Origin of the sequence: Pseudodesulfovibrio piezophilus C1TLV30 (genome assembly GCF_000341895.1) — a bacterium.
Taxonomy (GTDB): domain Bacteria; phylum Desulfobacterota; class Desulfovibrionia; order Desulfovibrionales; family Desulfovibrionaceae; genus Pseudodesulfovibrio; species Pseudodesulfovibrio piezophilus.
On sequence record NC_020409.1, the window covers coordinates 817,752 to 836,743 of the forward strand.

Consider the following 18,992-nt stretch of genomic DNA (forward strand, 5'->3'; position numbering starts at 1 on the left):
ACCTTGATAAAACCGAAAGCATTGGTGGATGTCACCAATTCGACGCCATTTTGTGTTGCGCGCATGGATTTCACAACCATTCCAGGGAAATCTTTGCTCGATGGCTTGGATTCGGCTTGCCACACTTCTTGTGGTATATTTACCGAGATGGCCTCAGGACCGGAACGGCGTACCGAAATATTCGATAAACTATCTGAATCAAAAGAAAAAATAAATTTTTCTACATTTGCAGAGGAAGTAGAATTGACACGTAAAGCAGATGCAGGGGATGCATGGAACACCCCGATCAGAAAGGCCAGCAGTATGGGCCAGAGTGGATTATTGGCACTTTTCACAGTCACATCGAGCAGTTATGCAATTGTCGTGCAATCGGACACAAATTCAAGCCCGCTATCCTCTGCCTTTTTATAACAAGCCCCTCTTTTTCAATTTTTCAATCAGGGTTGTCCGCTTGATTCCAACCAATTCAGCAGCTTTATTTTTGATCCCATCCGACCTTTCCAGCGCTTCGGCAAGAAGGCGTCCTTCTATAGCCTCCAGAAAATCCTTCAACTTGAGTTCCTTGTCCGTCATATCCTTGAGTGTTGGCCAATCGAACCCGACAGACCGAGCTGGCTGAATCTCTTCCATTTTCTTGAGCGGCTTTTCTCCGATATCCAAAAAGATTTTCTCAGGTAGATCTTCCGGCATGACGCTTGACGCATCACAAAGAATAGCGAGGCGTTCCATGAAATTTTCCAACTCACGTACATTGCCAGGCCATGAATAGGTCAGAATTATTTCCGCTGCCTGCTCCGAAAGCCTCATTCTTTTACGAGCCTTTGCCTTGCTCTGCTCTTTCAAAAAATGATCTGCTAAAAGAAGTATATCGTTGCCACGCTCTCTCAATGGCGGCAAATGCAAAGGTATGACATTGAGCCTGTAATATAAATCCTCGCGAAACCGTCCCGCTTTCACTTCACTCTCAAGATCACGATTGGTCGCGGCAACAACGCGGACATCAACCTTCTTGATAGTAATCCCACCAACCCGTTCGATTTCCTTCTCTTGTAATGCCCGAAGAATCTTAACCTGAAGACTAAGATCCATTTCCCCAATTTCATCCAGAAAAATAGTCCCGCCATCTGCCAACTCAAATCGGCCAGGACGAGAGCGAATGGCGTGGGTAAAAGCGCCCTTCTCATGCCCAAACAGTTCTGACTCCAACAATTCCTTAGGAATAGCACCGCAGTTGATAGGCACGAAGGCTCCATCCCTGCGCTCACTATTGTGATGCAGGGCGCGAACCAATAATTCCTTTCCTGTGCCGGATTCACCGGACACCAAAACAGTACTATCCGTTGGAGCCACCTTGCCAAGGACTTTGAACACATCGGCCAAGGCCGAACTGTCCCCGATGATCCCGTCCAGATTCAGTGCCATTTCCCCTCCAAAGCCGCATGATTATTTTCTTTAAAATTGGATCCTACGACCGACTATTTCTTTAATATATATCATCCCTGTCAACAAAATGACGCCATGTCAACGATTCGAGATAAGTTTCTCAAAAAGAACCTAAAAACAACGTGGATAGAAGGATAAAAATGACACCTGTGAAGCAATCAAGGCCCCAGCTTTCACAGGTAAATTCAAGGAAGAGTCTCAAGAGCCATATTGAAACGGGTCACAACCTCGTCAGGGACAGCAAGACTAAACATGACATACCGTAAATTGCCCATAGGGATATCATCAAGTGATACGGAGAGAAACAAATCCGTAGAGAACTGCTCCTGCTGAACAAGGACATCCTTCTCTTCCGGTGCGACCAACATGTAAGTAAAACGCTCTGCGACAAGCATACGCAACAATTGTCCAAAACTGCCAACAACATTGGTAACGGTTGATACATTTTCCTGAATCAACGAGTCCACATGAAATCCGTATGAATACCCATCAAGGCGCCCAAGCACCATTTCTTCTTTATTGAGGAGGTCGGCTAATGAAGTCACCCCCGAAAAGAATCTTGTATTTTTGGACAGGGCGAGAGCTTCCAAAGGTCTATTTTCATATATCGGATTTGAGAATTTGGCATAGTGCATACGACTCGGAGTTTTGAACCACCCCAATGAAGCAACCTGCTCAGTACCATGCATCACCTGCAAGATACGTTTAGCAGGCATTGATTCATAAACCGGAAGTATATCCGCCAAATGGAAAACAGCATCGACCTTCTTGAAAAGAAAACCATCAGGCTCGCCACGCGAATTGGTGAAATAATAAGGTGGAAATTCGAGATAATATACTGTCAATACTTTTCGAATCTCACCTGCGGCACAAAAAAGTGGCATTGCCGAAAGACAGAAGCAACACAAAATTATCATTCCGAAACGAGCCATCCCTCCCCCCGATATATAAAAAAAGCCCGGTAAAACCGGGCTAGAATAACATATAAAGAGACACTCCGACAGAGAACCAAATCGGGCAGGAGGAAGACAGATTCTTCCCTCTTAAAGAGAATTTTCCTCTTGCTTTTTCAAGAGTCTATCCATACCCAAAAGTTCAAACTGTTCCGGTGTTCGAGCCCGGCACGACCAAGCTTATCAAAGAGTGTCCATTATAGCGACTCTTGACGACGCAGAATTTCCTTTGCCGGAATCAAGGCTGTGGCAGCTGCACCGACGATATTACCGGCCACTCCAGGACCATCTCCAGCCACAAACAGTCCTTGCACCGATGTTTCCAGATGCGCTTGGGTGTCAACTTGTGTGGCAAAGAATTTGATCTCCGGTGCATAAAGAAGTGTTTCATCATTGGAAACACCCGGTACAATATTATTAAGTTGTTCCAGACCGTCCATAAGATTGGTCACAATCCTCTCAGGCAAAGCCATCGCTATGTCACCTGGAACAACATTCTTCATGGTCGGTTCAATATACCCGTTACCGATACGATCCCATGTAGAACGACGTCCACGGCGTAAATCACCAAATCGTTGCAAAATAGGCTTTCCACCACCAATGAGTGTGGCAAGTCGGCCAATGGATTCTCCGTAAGCTTGGTTATCTTCCACAGGATCATTAAGAACAACCTTGGACAGAAATGCGAAGTTGGTGTTCTCGGATTTGGTATTCATCAGCGCATGCCCATTCACACAGACAAAGTCCTGATAATTTTCCAGTGCGACAAAGCCACCGTAGTTGGTACAGAATGTCCGTGTTTGGTCGTCATACTTATTAGTTCGAACAAAAAAGGTCGGATCGTAAATGACAGAACAAAGATCCTGCATGATTTCGTTATGCACCTCGACCCTGACACCGACTTCAATCCCACGTTGGGAGACTTCAATACCGTGCTGTCGAACCAGGGAAGCGACCCATTCTGCACCAACCCGGCCGGGAGCAAGAATGACACTCTTTGCCGAATATGTCTGTTTTTTGGTAACAACACCTGTCACTTGGCCGTCTTGGACGATGATATCCTTCACATCCTCAGACGTGTGAAAATCAACGCCCTTATCCCGAATATAATCTGCCATGGCCGCGATATGACCAGGTAAATTATCACTCCCGAGGTGTTTCTGCTTGATTACAAGTAAATCGATACCATGCTTCCGGGCATCCTTTCTGATTTCCTTGGCTTTATCCATATCGGTGGGAAAGACTTGTCCATCCATCATGAATTGGTTAAAGATTTCCTCGGTTTCTTCAATGAGAGCGACAGCTTCGGAAGCACCGACAAACTGAGTCAAATCAGTTTTGCCGAGCTTGTGGATGAAATTAAGCTTACCATCTGAAAACAGACCAGCTCCTCCGACTCCACAAAGAATATTGCACGGACGGCATTTGATGCATTCCTGATCCCCGGAAAGTGGGCAGTCCCGTTTTAAAGGACTCTTCCCTTTGTCTATAAGCAAAACATCGAGATCGGAATGTTCACTCAGGTAATAGGCGGCAAACAGCCCTGCTGGGCCGCCACCGACAATAATTACGTCATAATTGGTTTTAACAGTCTTTTCAGTCATAATATCCTCTCTGGTCTACGCAAGTATGGCCCGCTCTGATGCCTCCAAAAACGGAGCGCGCGCAGACGGGCCATTATTGACCATAAGATATAAAATAAGAATCTGTCAACCCAGAGCTTCACGCAAGCATAGTAAAAAGGTGCCCGATCATTTCTTCCGATGCTCGAAGGGCGTTCACATTGGCGGGAAAGCCCCTCTGGGTCATAATCATGTTGACTCCCACAGTGCCAATATCTGTACGTACCACTTCCCCTGCACCAGGACTAGAGGCCGCATTCTCACGAATGGCCCCCACACGCACATCTTGTCCTTGAGGCCCGGTCTCTAAAAATCCCGAGGAAGCATGAAAACCCTCAGTGTTTACATTGGCGATATTATTGGCTGTTACCTGATGAATGGTTGCCAGAGCAGATAAGGCCGAAGTATTGCTTTCGGACATGAAGACTCTTCTCCTCTCTTCATAAAAATGATTTTATAGAAAAGATAAGATCTGACGGCTTTCCTGACAAGCTTTCTCAACGAACCAGCTGAGCTGGCCAGACAAGAATAAAGGCCTTTTCAAGACCAAAGAGAGTGTTGACTACTTTCCTGATCTCAAGGCTGATATCTCGATCTGCACTGACAAGGTAGGAGATATTCTCCTTGGACACCACTCCTTCTGGATGAAGTGATCCACCCAGCGAAGGACCAAGCTCTGAATATCCACCCGCCAGCATAATCATCTCAGCACGAAAGGTATTCAATGCAGGAGAATTCTCTCCGCCCTCTCCCTGCTTCACGGGAAGCACTACAAAATGCACGAAAACAGATGTATTGCTGCCCGCGCAGACTTTATGAGGAATGACCATCAGCACACAGAGAGTGCAGAATATCAAAGGAACAAGATATTTCATCAGACATCCTCCACGACGTTAAAATCACGGATTCTATCTTAATGGTAAACCACATCTTGTCCTCTTACGCAAGTGAAGCGCTTTCGATAACTGCGAACGCCGAATGGTTGTGGATTGATTCAAAACTTTCAACTTCGACTTTATACCAGTGAATCTGCTCATGTTCTGCCAATCCCTTAGCCGCTTCGCGAACCACGTCTTCGACAAAGGTTGGATTGGCAAAAGCTGTTTCGGTGACGTATTTTTCATCTTCCCTTTTGAGCAGAGAATACACCTGACACGAGCCGGACCGCTCTCCTATTTCGATAAGATCTTCCAGCCAAACAAATCCATTGAAACGAGTACGGATACGGACTTCAGCTCGCTGGGAGTGCGCCCCTTCGTTCGAAATAGCTTTGGAACAGGGGCAAACGGTCATGACCGGAACATCAGCTCCCAGAGTAAAAGTGAGCTTCCCCTCCTTGAGCATGCCATCCACACGACAGGTATAGTCCATCAGACCGTTGGCTCCGCTTACAGGAGAGTTACGACGAAGGAAAAAAGGAAAAACAAAGCGGACATGAGCACTCCGAGCCTGAAGTCGAACCACGATATCGTCCAACAATGACCGAAAGGAATTGTAATCAAGTTCGCCGGACCAATGCTCCAGAGCTTCAATAAACCGGCTCATGTGTGTTCCCTTGAACTCGGCCGGCAAATCAACGGAGAGCGAGACCTCGGCAACAGTGTGCTGGATGCCGGACTCTCTGTCTCGAACAATGATAGGTAATTTCAGCCCCTTCACCCCAACTCTATCGATGGGCATGGCAATAGCTGCCTGATGTTTTTGTACGTCTTCCATATATACAGTAATCCTTGTCTCGCGGCCTCGAATGAGACTTCCATACCTCTTGCGCACACATGGCGAGGTAGAAAGTGTATCCTCATAAAACAGACCAAGGGTAAACTTTTATTAAATCAGGTCCTTTCCGGTGGTCGTCAAGGCAAGATTGCCGTGCTTGACACCTTTGGTGGAAATCAATTTCTGCCCAAGTGTCTTGATGGTATCGGCTTCGCCCTTGAGAATAATGACTTCCAGACAATTATAGTGATCGAGATGAACATGCAACGAGGACTGGATGACATTGTGATGCTCGTGCTGAATCTCAGTCAATCGTTGAGACAGGCCGGATTTATGGTGGTCATAAACAAGAGTCAATGTCCCTGCAAGGTCTCCTTCAGCCTCTTCCCATTCCCGCTGAACAAGAGTCTTTCTGATGAGATCGCGAATAGCCTCTGAGCGGGTCTGGTAGCTTCGCTCATCGCAGTGTTCATCGAATTTCTGCAATAGGTCCGAATCCAGCGAAACTCCAAATCGTATTGTCTTTCCCATACATCCCTCCACATTAAGGAATTGTTATTTCCCAGAGATTGACCGTGGCATTCTGCCCACACAAAGCAACCTTTTCCACAGTCAACTTTTTCGGCAAAAAACCTTCTGCATCCAGAGCATCCCATACAGGACGAGAGACCGTGCGGACAGGCTCTCCAATCCAGATTTTCCCCCCCGGAGCAAGGGCATGACGGAAGAGGCGGATCAACGGCTGAAAAAACCGTTTTTCATACAAGATGTCACCACCCCAAATAAAATCAAAAGCTCCTTCCGCTATTGCAGGCGCACGCCAGTCCATAAGCAGCCAAAGAGGTTGTGGCACGGCATTCAAAGCGGCATTATGCCGGGCGAAAAGGACAGCTGGCCATTCATAATCAAAGGCCACGACAGAAGCTCCCACCGAACTTGCTATCATTCCGGTCAGACCAAGCCCGCACCCCATATCGAGACATGCTTTTCCGGCAAGCCTCTGCTTGTTTCTAAAAATATGACGTCCAAGGAGGACGCTTGCAGGCCATACTTCCGCCCAGTAGGGGAGACGCTCATCATCGCCAAGATCAGCTTCCTCCATGCATTCCCAGAGCGCTTCCATGTCCGCTGCCCGATCAAGAAGCCAGACACGCCCTTCAACCTCGACTTCCACGCGGGAACCCGGGTCAGGAACACTGAACCTATGAAAGGCTTCTGAATCACCTTGTTTTTTACACATAACGTTGAGCAAAGCTACTCTCGCCCAGTGCTACAGTCAACCTGATTCGTAGTACTCCCGATATCTCAATGAACGATAGCGTATAACTGAAGCAATTCTCAAAAAAATTTATTCATCTTTATTTATAGTGAGTTGTATTCAAACCAAGCAAAATCGCCATTTTATTGACGCTTTGCCTTGCCTTTTTTGTTTCAAGATTCAAGAAGGAGGAAAGCGTCATTTTTTTTACTATTTCCAACATTCTTTGTGCATGTTAATGAGTTTTGATTAATCATGTTTTACAGCCATTTCTTTTGCCAACAAGGAGCACCGATATGATTCCCGATGATCTCAAGTACACAAAATCTCATGAATGGGTTATGGTAGAAGGCGATATTGCAACGGTCGGCATTACTCACTTTGCTCAGGAACAATTGGGTGATCTGACTTTTGTGGAACTGCCCGAAGTGGGAGATACCTTCGAAGCCGGCACGGAGATGGGGTCCGTGGAATCTGTCAAAGCAGCCAGCGAAATTTACGCTCCCGTTACCGGCGAAGTTGTCGAAGTCAACGAGGAACTCGAAGACGCTCCGGAGAATGTGAATGAAGAACCATACGGAGACGGCTGGCTCCTGAAATTCAAGATCAAAGGAGAGCCTGATAATCTCCTTGATGCCGAGGCATATACCTCCCTAGTTGAGTCCGAACACTAGAACGCTTTTTAGGCCGGGACATCAGTTTCGGCCTTTTTTTCTCACAGACAAGCTAGGCTGCCACTGGCCGATGACTGTCGGAAGAACCATACAAGGTTCCAGCGTCACTCCGACGCAAAGGGAAGCATTCCTTTTTCCGCCATAGGCACATGGAAGCCGTAAGGAAAACAATATGCCATACGTTCCCCATACCGAGGACGAAGTACGGCAGATGCTAGCAACTATTGGCGTGGATTCCGTGGAAGATCTCTTTGCCGAGATCACCGAGGACATGCGCCCGAAAAGCTATGATCTGCCCGCCGGTTTAAGTGAAATGGAAGTATTGAGTAAGCTGGAGTCCATGGCTGCAAAGAATGCCACGGATCGGGTAAGCTTTCTGGGGGCAGGTTTCTACGACCATTACATTCCCGCAGCAGTGGATGCGCTGACCATGCGTGGCGAATTCTACACCGCCTATACTCCCTATCAACCCGAAGCATCCCAAGGGACACTTCAAGCCATTTTCGAATACCAGACAGCAGTAACCCGTTTATTGGGGATGGATTGTGCCAATGCCTCGGTCTACGATGGCGGGACCGCTCTGTACGAAGCGCTGATGATGGCCGTACGTAAAACAAAACGGCGCAAGATTATCGTTTCAGAAGCCCTGAACCCAATCTATCGGGTCATGCTTGGTTCCTATACATCCAATCTGGATATGGAATTCGTAACCGTCCCGCACAAGGATGGCATGACCGACATAGAGGGACTCAAAACCGCCATTGACGGCGAGACAGCTGCCCTCCTCGTGCAAAATCCGAACTTTTTCGGTTCCATCAATGACTTTACCGACCTGTTCACTGTATGCCGGGAGAACAAGGCCGTATCCATCATTTCATCATACCCGGTCCTGCAAACCCTGCTCAAGACCCCGGGAGACATGGGAGCCGACATAGCGGTAGCAGAGGGACAATCCCTGGGTCTACCGCTCTCATTCGGAGGCCCATATCTTGGCATCATGACCTGTACCAAGAAAATGGTTCGCCAGATGCCGGGACGTATTGTTGGCCGTACAGAGGACTCCCAGGGCCGTACCGGGTACGTGCTGACCCTTCAAGCGCGAGAGCAACACATCCGCCGCCAGAAGGCGACCTCAAATATCTGCTCCAACCAGTCCCTGTGCGCCTTACGTGCTCTTGTACACATGTGTGCCTTGGGCGAACTCGGCATGAAACGGGCTGCCCGACTGTCCATTGAACGAGCACATATATGCGCCGAACGCCTCACCGCAATCGATGGCGTGGAAATGCTGACCAAAGGACCATTCGGCAATGAATTTGCCCTCAGCCTCCCGGTCAACGCCTTTGATGTCATAGCCAAGCTCACCGCTCGTGGTTTCGTCCCCGGCTTCCCTCTCGGCAAATACTATGCGTCCCTCGAAAACGGATTGCTCGTGGCCTGTACGGAAAAGACCAATGAAGAACAAATCGGCATCTTCGCCGAGATGCTCAAAGGAGCACTCATATGAAGACCATATTCGATAAATCAGTTGCCGGGCGCGAAGGCTGCTGGCCTTGCGAAGGAATGGCGGAAGAGGCCTATATTCCCTCGGAACTGCTGCGAAGCGGCGAAATAGGTCTCCCTTCAGCATCCGAATTGGACGTAGTGCGACATTTCACTAAACTTTCCCAGCGTAATTTCGGTGTGGATGGGAATTTCTACCCTTTAGGGTCCTGTACCATGAAGTATAACCCTAAATTTACCGAAAATGCCGCTGCCCTTCCCGGTTTTACCCGGTTACATCCTGTTTTGCCCCAACTCCAGGGAGCTGGTGGATTGTGCCAGGGCGCACTTGAAGTCATGTACGAGACAGAATCCCTGCTATCCGAATTGACAGGGATGTCCGCATACACCCTGCACCCCATGGCCGGAGCCCACGGCGAGCTGACCGGAGTCATGCTCATGGCTGCCTACCACAAGGACAAAGGGAACAAAAAAACCAAAATCATTGTCCCCGACTCGGCGCATGGAACCAACCCCGCGTCAGCTGCCATCGCAGGATATGAAGTCATCAGTATCGAGTCACGCGATGGCATCGTGGACCCAAAGGCCTTGGCCGAAGTGCTTGATGACCAGGTGGCGGGAATGATGATGACATGCCCCAATACATTGGGTCTGTTTGAAAAACATCTTCCCGAGATTGTCAGGATGCTCCGGGAAGTTGATGCTTTGCTGTACTATGACGGCGCAAATCTGAATGCCATCATGGGCAAGATGCGCGTTGGTGATGTCGGTTTCGATATTGTCCACTTGAATTTGCACAAAACCTTTGCCACCCCTCACGGCGGAGGTGGTCCGGGTTCTGGTCCGGTTGGCGTCAGCGAGAAGCTGGTCCCCTACCTTCCCATTTCTCGCGTTGCGAAACAGGAGGACGGACAGTTCTTTCTTGATTACAATTATCCAAAATCCATCGGCTACATTTCGCCATTTTACGGAAACTTTGGTGTTGTGCTGAGAGCCTACGCCTACATCCTGCGCCTCGGTGGTCCGGGGTTGGCTCGCGCCACGGAAAATGCGGTTCTGGCCGCCAACTACATGCGAAAACGACTGGCCGATCATTTTGAGGTGCCATACAACCGCATCTGCATGCATGAATTTGTCGCCAGCGCATCGGCCCAAGCCGAAAAAGGCATCCGGGCGCTTGATATAGCCAAGGCTCTTCTGGATAAAGGACATCATGCGCCGACGGTATACTTCCCGCTCATTGTTCCCGAATCAATTATGATCGAACCCACGGAAACCGAAAACAAGGAAACCTTGGACGCATTCATTGATGATCTCATTGATATTGTCACAATGGTGGATACAAACCCGGATGCCATCCATGCCGCTCCTGTCACGCTTCCCGTAACAAGATTGGATGAAACCAAAGCCGCCCGCTCCATGGAGCTGACCGATGACTTATGATCTGATTGTCATAGGCGCTGGTCCCGGAGGATTTGATGCAGCTGTGGCTGGTGCCGAAAAAGGCTTGAAGGTTGCACTGGTCGAAAAAAAGCTTCTTGGCGGTACCTGCCTCAACTGGGGATGCATCCCGACCAAACTTTGGCTGGGGGCGACGACGGCCATTGACGAATTGCATAACCAGGCGAAAATGAAAGTCGCATCTGGAGAAGTAAGCATTGCCTTTCCAGCACTCCAGGCACGGGTGCAGAAACACCTGGCCGGAACGCGCAAGGCCATGGGGGCACAGCTCAAGAAACTCGGCATCGACCTGCTCGAAGGGATCGGAACCCTGAAAGGCACAGGAGAAATCTCAGTGGCAACCAAGGATGGGAAAATCACTGCCACGTACAAAGACCTGATCATTGCCACAGGGTCACAACCACTTTTCTTCCCTGGCCTCGAGCCGGATGGAGAGTGCATTCTTGATTCAAACATGTTCCTTGGTGTGGAAGAGATGCCCTCTTCACTCATTGTTGTCGGGGCAGGTTTCATAGGGATAGAAATGGCACAGGTTGCACACCGCATGGGTGCCAAAGTAACACTTATTGATGCCATGGATCGAGTTGCTCCATTGGAAGACCCTGAAGTTTCCAAGGCGCTTCAATCCACATTCAAACGCTGGAAATGGGACGTTCTCCTTGAAAAACGCGTGGCCGGAGTCCAAACTATTGATGGCAAGGGCGTTCTAACGCTCGATAACCGCGACAAGATCGAAGCGGACCTGATCCTTGTGGCAGTGGGCCGTGGCCCTGTTACTGGCGGCATGGCATTGGCGGAAGCTGGAGTTGAACGACAATTCAACAAGATCGAGGTTGACGAAAACCTTCAGGCAGCCCCCAATATCTATGCTATCGGTGACGTAAACGGCATCATTCAGTTGGCCCATGCAGCTTCTCATCAGGCACATTATGTTGTCTCTCGCATTACAGGCAAAACCGATCTGCCATATGAATCAGGACCGGTCCCCAGCGTGCTCTATGGCGCGCCGGAAGTCATGCGCGTAGGGTTGACAGAGAATGAAGCATTCCTTTCCGATTATGAAACGACGGAAACCTCAAAAGCTCAACTGGCAGCCAATCCCATGGCTCAGGCACACGCGGCCACACAGGGATTTGTCAAGGTTGTCTGGTCCAATGGTACAGTTGTCGGCATTACGGCGGTGGGACATGATGTATCACGACTCTGTGTGGCTGCCACCATGATCGTCCAACAAGCCTGGACCGCAAAAGATATCCACAAGACCATTTTCCCGCACCCGTCCCTGGACGAGTCGCTGCTGATGGCACTCAAAGCTGAAAGGAAGAAAACAGCATGATCATCGATATCTTGAAGAACGCATCTGACTATGTCGCCCTCAATCCCCACTTTGCCAAAGCATTCGCCTTCCTCAACCGGGAAGACCTTGCCGATCTCGAAGTCGGCAGACATGACGTAGACGGTCAGAATGTCTACGCTGTCGTTGCCAAAGGACACGGTCGTAAAGCCGAGGAAGCGCTCATCGAGACTCATGATCACTATATTGATATTCAATTTGTACTGCGGGGAACGGACTCCATCGGATGGAAAGCGCGACACGACCTGGGACCAACAATCCAGGCTTCAGACCCACGCAGCGATGTGGACTTCTATGAAGATCCACCCACACATTGGACAGACATTACGCCGGGTATGCTTGGCATATACTTCCCGGAAGACGGTCATATGCCGATGATCTCGGAAGGAGAACTTCACAAGGTTATCGTGAAGGTGGCCATGAAGTAACATCAACTCAAGGCGCATGTCATATATCAGGACCAGATGTTCAATGAACATCTGGTCCTGTTTTTTTGTATAATCAAAGAATATTCTCCTATTCACAGCCTGGTGTCATTTTTTTATCCCCCACCTCTGGTTTCCCGGTTGGCTTCTTCAGCCCAAGCATGCTCTTCTGAGGCAATAATAAGGAAAGAATCATGCTGGAACGGATCAAACACTTCGAAGACAAAATTCACTATGAATTGGATTCATGGGACCATGATGAAGCGCTCAAGAGCGACGAGAAAGTAACGGTCACGGATACGCGATCAGCAGCCGCATACGTAAAAGGGTATATTCCCGGAGCACTCACACTCCCGCATCGTGACATGAATAATAAAACAAATGCAGAGCTGAATAGAGATACTGTCTACATCACAAATTGTGATGAATAGGTTGTCATGCCTCCACCAAAAGAACTTTGAATATGCCCCGCCTCTGCTTTCGGATCAGAGAACTTATCGGAGGCTTGGACTGATGGCAAAGAGACGGGTGCCCGACTTTAGCAAGCTCCATGGAAAAGACCATGCCCAGTGGCTGCGAATAAGAACATTAACAAGACTAGTGGACTGCGTATTCATCCGGTTCAGGAACAAAAAAACCGCCATGCATGGGCATTTCCAAGGCAAGAAGTCCCTCTATGGTCAAATCGGGGCCAACCCATATCTTGTTACTCGGTCTGAATCCTTTCACCAAGCGTTTGGCATGATCAAGTGATGTTGCTACCTGCTGAACATAATTAGCCTTGGAAAAGGTAAATTCAGCATCATGCGCCCAGTCCGGCCTGGGTTCATCCGTGGGCCATGAAATGGGATTCTTCAATCGCCAGATAACGGAATCAGGAGTGTGGGAGATCACGACTCCATCATCTATGCCCTGACAGGCCGGATTACCGCAATCACAGGTGTAGATAAAAAATTCACCAGAGATGGTGGACGATGTGACAAGTGCAACAGGGTCAACATACACATTGACCTCGTGCAAGTATTGGCCGTCCACAGAGAGGTTGAAGTCAAGATAGGCGTCATCGGGATGTTTTTCATCCAAAGACAGAGTTGCTGTTATTCTGATATCATTCATATATATGTGTTCCTTCAGTACTTCATAAGTCCATCAGCACGAAAACGGGCTGACGCGTCGCATTTAGCACACTTGAGACCGCACGACAACGACTCTCCCGAGTCAGCCGTTCCCCAGTAGTTCGTCTCTGACTAAAGCTGAATTGTAAGCGGCGTTGATAGCTGATTCTGTTAATGTTCCAGCCAGTTGAGGTCTCATCTTCGAGGTTAGAACAGGTAACTGGGAAACACCCTTGTCCGTGATCTGATCCAATGCTTCCTGCAAGGTGTCATCCATGGTAACCGTCACAAGCTCACGAGTAGCGAGATCATGGGCGATTATGAGATTCAACAGACCATCCTCATTCAACACTGCCCGAATATCGCGAAACGAAATGATGCCGGTCAAACGATTTTCCTCATCGACAACATGAAGGTATGGTGCGTTTTTGACCTTGAAGGTCCATACTATCTGCTCCAGAGGCATGGACTGGGGAATGGTCACAACCTCGCTGGTCATGACCTCCTTGACCATAATGTGTTCCAAAAGATGTCGTTCCCGCCCGGCCTCAATATCGATACCTCGCCGAAGCAAACGAGTCGTATAGATAGATGCCCGTCGGATCGTGGAATTCATGACCGTAGCCGTTATACAAGTAAGCATCAGCGGGAGTATGATCGAATAAGTCCCTGACATCTCGAATATTATAAGAATAGCGGTAATAGGCGCGTAGGTCGTCCCGGCTACCACGCCCCCCATCGCGACAAGTGCGTATGCGCCAGGAACAGCAGTCTGCCCTGGCAAAAGAGTATGAAGGACCAGTCCGAAGGCACCGCCAGTCATGCACCCCATAAACAGAGAGGGAGCAAAAATCCCCCCTGACCCTCCAGACCCCAAGGTCAGAGATGAAGCTAGAATCTTGACAAAAATAAGCATGAAAAGAGGCCACAAATCCATGGAATTTGTCAGGGCCATATTCATGGCACCATATCCCACACCAAAGACTTCCGGAAAGAGAGAAAAAACACAGCCGAGAAGTATGCCACCCAGTGCCGGTTTTATCCATTCCGGTATGGACATGGCATCAAACCAATCTTCGCACTGATATAAGATTTTTGTAAACGCCAATGCCACAAACCCGGTAAGAATACCTAATACCGGGTAAAAACAAAATTCCCATAACGAAACTATGGAATACTCCGGGATCTTGAAATGGGGAAAATCACCAAAATAATAGCGCGAGATAGTTGTCGCAGTCACTGAAGAAAGCACGACCGGAGAAAACTGCATGACTCCGAAGTCACCGATAATAATCTCCAATGCGAAGAGAACTCCCGCAATGGGAGCATTGAAGGTCGCGGCGATACCAGCAGCAGCTCCACAGCCAACCATGGTCCGCATATGTACACTCGGAACCTTGAACAATTGGCCGATGGAGGAACCGATGGAAGAACCGATCTGAACCATCGGCCCCTCACGTCCCACAGACCCTCCAGAGCCTATGGTAATGGCCGAAGCAAAAATTTTGGCAGCAGCCACTCGTTTTCGAATGCGTCCGCCCCGAAGGGCAATGGCCTGTATAACTTCAGGCACACCATGCCCCTTGGCCTCACTGGCAAAAAAATTCACAACCAAACCAACAGCCAGTCCGCCAATGCCAGGCATGACTATTTTCATCCACAGAGGCACTGTATCTGCCATATGGACCATGTCTTCGGTGTTCTGATAAAATAGCCACTGCATGAATTTGAGAATATATTTGAAAAGGACAGCGCCATACCCGGCAAGTATTCCGATCAGGATTGCAAGAAACAGGTACTGAATATTGGGTCGTTTGAGCCTTTCAAAAAGGGGTTCTCCACTATGCTCCGGCATGGATACTCCAGATTTCACTTGATATTCGCAGTTGACAAAGAGAGTGCCCGACATATCTCAACCTATCCGAGACTAACCCGAATCCGACATTAAGTGCAATGCAGCGACGCAACTTGAGCGAAACCGGGAAAAAAGGTACTCAGACCATCCGACCATTCATCACATACCAATGGAGACCATACATGCCTAAATATGATATTACGCCCCTGAAGCCTCAACCGGAATTCGACATGATGTATTTCCTTGAAATAGCAGGAGAAACTCGTGTTGATCAGCAGATCATGGACGATTTTGAACCATTCTGGGATACATGGGCAAAAGAAAGCCTCAAAGCATTCGAGTTGACCAACACTGAAGGTGAAGGGAAATTTCTTCTCATATTCCTTGAAGAAGACGTGGAAAATACTATCGAAGGGATCTGGCAGGACTCCCCGACACACGGGCTTCTCTTCCACAACCTTGCCATAGCCATGGTCATGAGCACGGCACAAGGTTTTGTTCCCGAACTCGGAGATGGACAATGTGCCCCCCTCCCTCGTCCGGGCGAAGGAGTTCTCGGTGCTTTCGCTGAACTGGGACTGACCTGGAATCAGGAAGGAACAGTCAACCGTAAATTCGCCGTCCTCACTCCCTACCCATATAATGGCGGCTGTGAAATCTGTTACATGAGCGAGACCTGTCCCAAGAGTACAGTCAAAGCCCAATAGGCAGCTTCTGGTTTATCCGGCGACTCATTTCCCTCTTTCACCCAACTCGGTTGGAAGCAATAATGAACTTCAGCAGGACACGAAAAACCGATGCTCAACACATATGCCATTGCGTGGCTCCCGATGGTTCTTTTCGCACTTCTCAATGGTGCGGCGAGGGACAAACTATACGGGCCTCTGATGTCCGAACTGCGAGCACACCAGCTTTCGTGCTTCACAGCAGTTTTGCTCTTTGGTCTGTATACACTTCTGCTCGAAGACCTTTGGCCCTTGAATTCTTCGGGTGAAGCACTCTGGGCAGGGATGATATGGGTGGCACAAACTCTCGTCTTTGAACTCGGTCTCGTCCTTTTTGTTCAGACGAATTCACTCGAAAGGGTTTTGCAGGACTATAACCTGATGGCCGGACGATTATGGCTCCTGGTCCTCGTGATCATAGGAATTCTCCCCTGGGCCGTCTTTACCTATTAAACCTGAAATGCTCGAAAGCCCCACTTGTTATGAGTGGGGCTTTTTTTACTTTGCCAATTCATTCGAAAGACACATGACATTCTTCCAAAACACTGTTTAGTTTAAAGAATATCAAAAATAGGCCAAATTCTGTGGTGCGGTCTTCCCTTTAAATAACGTTTCAACCTTGACTCGATCCTCGCCATTGATCTTTAATTCCGAAACATTCAGCACTGACCCGAGACCGCCGTATGTTTTGACTGCCCGGTCAATGAAATCAGCGTCAACAAAGGCGGCCTTCACAGTCACAACCCGCCCACCCCAACTCACAGACAAGGGCAACACAGGCTCGCGCTGCGGCGCAGCAGTGATACAATTTCCTGTCTTGACAAGCGCTTCCATCACCTGGTCAGGAAACATGCCACCAAGACGTCCCAATTGTTCTGCAAAAGCGGGCATAACAGCAATATAATAATAATGATCGATCTTGCAGGCAATGGATTTGCCCGGCATGTTGAAGATCCAGGGTTCCTCGGCAAATCCCTTACCGAGGGTTTGTTGCAGCCTTTCCACAATTCCGGTGTAGTCCTTCAGTGGCATGATAAAAGCTCCTTACGAGCTATAAAACCACACAATACACAGTTATTCAAGACGAACGGAGTGACAATCGCCTCCAGTGGAAAACTCCTTGAATCAATTTCATTGATCTTTCAGCTCACTAGGCACGCACTCCAAGCCTGCGGTCAAGAAGCAGAAGGTCGGCAATGGTCAGTGCCATCATCGCCTTGAGTACAGGATTGATGCGTGGGATCGCTGCAATGTCATGACGCCCTCCGATATTAATTCGTGTTGGCTCTCCATGGGTCGTCACAGTCTGCTGCTCGCGAGAAATGGACGGTATGGGCTTGATATAGGCCCTGGCTACAATATCCTGTCCCGAAGAAATTCCGCCTAGCACTCCACCAGAATTATTTGACAAGAATCCTTCAGGTCCGATGGCATCATTGTTTTCACTCCCCAAAGATCGAGCCGCCTGCATACCAGAGCCGATTTCGACACCTTTCACGGCCCCGACAGACATAAGAGCATGGGCCAGACGAGCATCAAGTTTGCCGAAAACAGGCTCCCCCAGTCCCACGGGAACAGATGTCGCACGGACCTCGACCACACCACCGAGGGTGTCCCCCTGGGATTTGACATCCTTGATTCTTTCTTCCCAAAGAGCCGGTGCTTTTGGGTCAGGGCTGAAATAAGGTCTGTCCTGTGCTCCCTCAAAATCAAGAATATCTGCCGCTATCCCCCCTAACTCAACGGTGTAGGCAAAAATGGCAATTCCTTCCGAACGCAAAAGCTCCTGAGCTACGGCTCCTCCAGCCACTCGCGAGACAGTTTCCCTTCCCGAGGATCGTCCACCGCCACGATAGTCACGAAATCCAAACTTTCCATTGAGTGTAAAGTCAGCATGGCCCGGACGAAAAACATCCTTGATCTTGGAATAGTCACGGGAACGCTGGTCTGTGTTTTCAACAGTAAAACCAATAGGGGTACCGGTTGTCATTCCTTCAAAAACTCCTGAAAGAATTCTGACATGGTCCGCCTCCTGCCGGGCTGTTGAAGCAATCCCGCCCTGCCCGGGTTTTCGCCGATCAAGCTCCAGCTGAAGCATGGATTCATCGAGTGGGATACCTGATGGACAACCGTCAATGATGCCGCCCAAACCGGGACCATGGGATTCACCGAATGTGCTCAGGGTGAATATTTCTCCAAAAATGTTTCCGTGCATCGAAACTCCCTAAAATTTTTCTATCTGCAAGACATCTTGTGTCTTGCCTATCAGGACGATGACATCCCCTTCTTCGAATCTTTTGTCCGCTCTTGGGACAAAACTGAAATCCGCTTCACCATTCTTTCTGTAGGCCACGACCTGAACCTGATATCGGTTGGTCAAATCCAGGTCTCGCAATGTTTTCCCGGCCCAACGGTCAATCAGAATCTCCCTGGTGACCACATCCGCACCCAAGCCGAGATAATCGTGAATCCCCGGAGTCGTGAGGCGGTGTGCCAATTGGAAGGCGACAAATGCCTCAGGAAAAACAACATAAGGAACCCCGAGTTTATAGAGTACCCGCTCATGCTTTTCGCTGATCGCCTTCACCCATATGTTTTTGACACCCAGGGCTTGCAGATTCAAGACAACTAACAGACTGGCTTCCATGGATGATCCGGTCGAAACAATAACCTTTTCCAAGTCCTTGAAACCGATTTGCTCCAGCGCTTTCTCATCTGTGGCATCAGCCTGAAAAACTTGCGCCAACTTATCTTGCGCACGACGAACATGTTCGTCATTCAGATCCACACCGACAACATCATGGCCAAGGTTGGCAAGGGCTTCCGCAAGAGAAAAACCGAATTTCCCGAGCCCGATAACCCCAATTTCCATTTTTCCAGCCATCTAT

Annotated in this window: 22 protein-coding genes; 9 read left to right on the forward strand and 13 right to left on the reverse strand. The window is 48.9% G+C overall.

The features are described from left to right. Positions 1-3: 3 nt before the first annotated feature. Positions 4-411: a hypothetical protein gene (locus BN4_RS18035; protein ID WP_015414066.1), complete on the forward strand. Its 408-nt coding sequence runs from the start codon at positions 4-6 to the stop codon at positions 409-411. Here the strand turns inward: BN4_RS18035 and BN4_RS03975 are convergent. From BN4_RS03975 to BN4_RS04015, 8 genes are all read right to left on the reverse strand, one after another. Further along, positions 406-1,422: a sigma-54 interaction domain-containing protein gene (locus tag BN4_RS03975; RefSeq protein WP_015414067.1), complete on the reverse strand. Its 1,017-nt coding sequence runs from the start codon at positions 1,420-1,422 to the stop codon at positions 406-408. The genes BN4_RS18035 and BN4_RS03975 overlap by 6 nt on opposite strands. Before the next feature lie 206 nt (positions 1,423-1,628). Beyond that, positions 1,629-2,375: a type 2 periplasmic-binding domain-containing protein gene (locus BN4_RS03980; protein ID WP_015414068.1), complete on the reverse strand. Its 747-nt coding sequence runs from the start codon at positions 2,373-2,375 to the stop codon at positions 1,629-1,631. A 218-nt stretch (positions 2,376-2,593) separates the two neighbouring features. After that, a complete protein-coding gene (locus BN4_RS03990; protein WP_015414069.1) occupies positions 2,594-4,000 on the reverse strand; it encodes an NAD(P)/FAD-dependent oxidoreductase in 1,407 nt (468 codons plus the stop codon). 118 nt (positions 4,001-4,118) lie between these two features. Next, a complete protein-coding gene (locus BN4_RS03995; protein WP_015414070.1) occupies positions 4,119-4,439 on the reverse strand; it encodes a flagellar basal body protein in 321 nt (106 codons plus the stop codon). A 76-nt stretch (positions 4,440-4,515) separates the two neighbouring features. Beyond that, complete coding sequence (locus BN4_RS17020; RefSeq protein WP_015414071.1) at positions 4,516-4,893, reverse strand: hypothetical protein; 378 nt, start codon at positions 4,891-4,893, stop codon at positions 4,516-4,518. A 64-nt stretch (positions 4,894-4,957) separates the two neighbouring features. Beyond that, a complete protein-coding gene (gene folE2 / locus BN4_RS04005) occupies positions 4,958-5,734 on the reverse strand; it encodes a GTP cyclohydrolase FolE2 (RefSeq protein ID WP_015414072.1) in 777 nt (258 codons plus the stop codon). Between the two features lie 111 nt (positions 5,735-5,845). Next, the gene (gene nikR, locus BN4_RS04010) at positions 5,846-6,265 is read right to left on the reverse strand and encodes a nickel-responsive transcriptional regulator NikR (RefSeq protein ID WP_015414073.1); all 420 of its coding nucleotides are present in this window, start codon (positions 6,263-6,265) and stop codon (positions 5,846-5,848) included. Between the two features lie 13 nt (positions 6,266-6,278). Then, positions 6,279-6,974: a class I SAM-dependent methyltransferase gene (locus BN4_RS04015; RefSeq protein WP_015414074.1), complete on the reverse strand. Its 696-nt coding sequence runs from the start codon at positions 6,972-6,974 to the stop codon at positions 6,279-6,281. 314 nt (positions 6,975-7,288) lie between these two features. Here BN4_RS04015 and gcvH point away from each other — a divergent pair, with 314 nt between their 5' ends. The 6 genes from gcvH to BN4_RS04045 all read left to right on the forward strand — a co-directional run bounded on the left by gcvH (position 7,289) and on the right by BN4_RS04045 (position 12,840). Beyond that, positions 7,289-7,666 carry a glycine cleavage system protein GcvH gene (gene gcvH / locus BN4_RS04020; RefSeq protein ID WP_015414075.1) on the forward strand — a complete coding sequence of 126 codons (378 nt, stop codon included), beginning with the start codon at positions 7,289-7,291 and terminating at the stop codon, positions 7,664-7,666. Between the two features lie 172 nt (positions 7,667-7,838). Further along, positions 7,839-9,173, forward strand: coding sequence for an aminomethyl-transferring glycine dehydrogenase subunit GcvPA (gene gcvPA / locus BN4_RS04025; protein WP_015414076.1), 1,335 nt, complete (start codon positions 7,839-7,841; stop codon positions 9,171-9,173). After that, positions 9,170-10,612: an aminomethyl-transferring glycine dehydrogenase subunit GcvPB gene (gene gcvPB / locus BN4_RS04030; RefSeq protein WP_015414077.1), complete on the forward strand. Its 1,443-nt coding sequence runs from the start codon at positions 9,170-9,172 to the stop codon at positions 10,610-10,612. The genes gcvPA and gcvPB overlap by 4 nt, the downstream gene beginning before the upstream one ends. Further along, positions 10,602-11,966, forward strand: a complete 1,365-nt coding sequence (locus BN4_RS04035) for a dihydrolipoyl dehydrogenase family protein (RefSeq protein ID WP_015414078.1) — start codon at positions 10,602-10,604, stop codon at positions 11,964-11,966. Before gcvPB ends, BN4_RS04035 begins: the two co-directional genes overlap by 11 nt. Further along, positions 11,963-12,412 (forward strand): YhcH/YjgK/YiaL family protein, encoded by a 450-nt coding sequence (locus BN4_RS04040; protein ID WP_015414079.1) that lies wholly within the window; start codon positions 11,963-11,965, stop codon positions 12,410-12,412. Before BN4_RS04035 ends, BN4_RS04040 begins: the two co-directional genes overlap by 4 nt. A 191-nt stretch (positions 12,413-12,603) precedes the next feature. Next, positions 12,604-12,840, forward strand: a complete 237-nt coding sequence (locus BN4_RS04045) for a rhodanese-like domain-containing protein (RefSeq protein WP_015414080.1) — start codon at positions 12,604-12,606, stop codon at positions 12,838-12,840. Between the two features lie 166 nt (positions 12,841-13,006). Here BN4_RS04045 and BN4_RS04050 read toward each other — a convergent pair whose 3' ends face one another. Then, positions 13,007-13,525 (reverse strand): hypothetical protein, encoded by a 519-nt coding sequence (locus tag BN4_RS04050; RefSeq protein ID WP_015414081.1) that lies wholly within the window; start codon positions 13,523-13,525, stop codon positions 13,007-13,009. A 102-nt stretch (positions 13,526-13,627) separates the two neighbouring features. Further along, positions 13,628-15,379: a chloride channel protein gene (locus BN4_RS04055; RefSeq protein WP_015414082.1), complete on the reverse strand. Its 1,752-nt coding sequence runs from the start codon at positions 15,377-15,379 to the stop codon at positions 13,628-13,630. Positions 15,380-15,561: 182 nt separating this feature from the next. Here BN4_RS04055 and BN4_RS04060 point away from each other — a divergent pair, with 182 nt between their 5' ends. Beyond that, positions 15,562-16,086, forward strand: coding sequence for a hypothetical protein (locus BN4_RS04060; protein ID WP_015414083.1), 525 nt, complete (start codon positions 15,562-15,564; stop codon positions 16,084-16,086). 90 nt (positions 16,087-16,176) lie between these two features. Then, on the forward strand, positions 16,177-16,557 hold the full coding sequence (locus tag BN4_RS04065; protein WP_015414084.1) for a hypothetical protein: 381 nt from the start codon (positions 16,177-16,179) through the stop codon (positions 16,555-16,557). Positions 16,558-16,668: 111 nt separating this feature from the next. On the opposite strand, the gene BN4_RS04070 is transcribed toward BN4_RS04065, so the two are convergent. The 3 genes from BN4_RS04070 to BN4_RS04080 all read right to left on the reverse strand — a co-directional run bounded on the left by BN4_RS04070 (position 16,669) and on the right by BN4_RS04080 (position 18,988). After that, complete coding sequence (locus BN4_RS04070) at positions 16,669-17,136, reverse strand: hypothetical protein (RefSeq protein ID WP_015414085.1); 468 nt, start codon at positions 17,134-17,136, stop codon at positions 16,669-16,671. 118 nt (positions 17,137-17,254) lie between these two features. Then, complete coding sequence (aroC, locus tag BN4_RS04075; protein ID WP_015414086.1) at positions 17,255-18,319, reverse strand: chorismate synthase; 1,065 nt, start codon at positions 18,317-18,319, stop codon at positions 17,255-17,257. 9 nt (positions 18,320-18,328) lie between these two features. Then, a complete protein-coding gene (locus tag BN4_RS04080) occupies positions 18,329-18,988 on the reverse strand; it encodes a potassium channel family protein (RefSeq protein ID WP_015414087.1) in 660 nt (219 codons plus the stop codon). Positions 18,989-18,992: the final 4 nt, after the last annotated feature.

Bases quoted from the DNA above. Each gene is read 5' to 3' on its own strand.
- BN4_RS03975 (WP_015414067.1), bottom strand. From the start codon at position 1,422: ATGGCACTGAATCTGGACGGGATCATCGGGGACAGTTCGGCCTTGGCC.
- BN4_RS03980 (WP_015414068.1), bottom strand. From the start codon at position 2,375: ATGGCTCGTTTCGGAATGATAATTTTGTGTTGCTTCTGTCTTTCGGCA.
- BN4_RS03990 (WP_015414069.1), bottom strand. From the start codon at position 4,000: ATGACTGAAAAGACTGTTAAAACCAATTATGACGTAATTATTGTCGGT.
- BN4_RS03995 (WP_015414070.1), bottom strand. From the start codon at position 4,439: ATGTCCGAAAGCAATACTTCGGCCTTATCTGCTCTGGCAACCATTCAT.
- BN4_RS17020 (WP_015414071.1), bottom strand. From the start codon at position 4,893: ATGAAATATCTTGTTCCTTTGATATTCTGCACTCTCTGTGTGCTGATG.
- folE2 (WP_015414072.1), bottom strand. From the start codon at position 5,734: ATGGAAGACGTACAAAAACATCAGGCAGCTATTGCCATGCCCATCGAT.
- nikR (WP_015414073.1), bottom strand. From the start codon at position 6,265: ATGGGAAAGACAATACGATTTGGAGTTTCGCTGGATTCGGACCTATTG.
- BN4_RS04015 (WP_015414074.1), bottom strand. From the start codon at position 6,974: ATGTGTAAAAAACAAGGTGATTCAGAAGCCTTTCATAGGTTCAGTGTT.
- gcvH (WP_015414075.1), top strand. From the start codon at position 7,289: ATGATTCCCGATGATCTCAAGTACACAAAATCTCATGAATGGGTTATG.
- gcvPA (WP_015414076.1), top strand. From the start codon at position 7,839: ATGCCATACGTTCCCCATACCGAGGACGAAGTACGGCAGATGCTAGCA.
- gcvPB (WP_015414077.1), top strand. From the start codon at position 9,170: ATGAAGACCATATTCGATAAATCAGTTGCCGGGCGCGAAGGCTGCTGG.
- BN4_RS04035 (WP_015414078.1), top strand. From the start codon at position 10,602: ATGACTTATGATCTGATTGTCATAGGCGCTGGTCCCGGAGGATTTGAT.
- BN4_RS04040 (WP_015414079.1), top strand. From the start codon at position 11,963: ATGATCATCGATATCTTGAAGAACGCATCTGACTATGTCGCCCTCAAT.
- BN4_RS04045 (WP_015414080.1), top strand. From the start codon at position 12,604: ATGCTGGAACGGATCAAACACTTCGAAGACAAAATTCACTATGAATTG.
- BN4_RS04050 (WP_015414081.1), bottom strand. From the start codon at position 13,525: ATGAATGATATCAGAATAACAGCAACTCTGTCTTTGGATGAAAAACAT.
- BN4_RS04055 (WP_015414082.1), bottom strand. From the start codon at position 15,379: ATGCCGGAGCATAGTGGAGAACCCCTTTTTGAAAGGCTCAAACGACCC.
- BN4_RS04060 (WP_015414083.1), top strand. From the start codon at position 15,562: ATGCCTAAATATGATATTACGCCCCTGAAGCCTCAACCGGAATTCGAC.
- BN4_RS04065 (WP_015414084.1), top strand. From the start codon at position 16,177: ATGCTCAACACATATGCCATTGCGTGGCTCCCGATGGTTCTTTTCGCA.
- BN4_RS04070 (WP_015414085.1), bottom strand. From the start codon at position 17,136: ATGCCACTGAAGGACTACACCGGAATTGTGGAAAGGCTGCAACAAACC.
- aroC (WP_015414086.1), bottom strand. From the start codon at position 18,319: ATGCACGGAAACATTTTTGGAGAAATATTCACCCTGAGCACATTCGGT.
- BN4_RS04080 (WP_015414087.1), bottom strand. From the start codon at position 18,988: ATGGCTGGAAAAATGGAAATTGGGGTTATCGGGCTCGGGAAATTCGGT.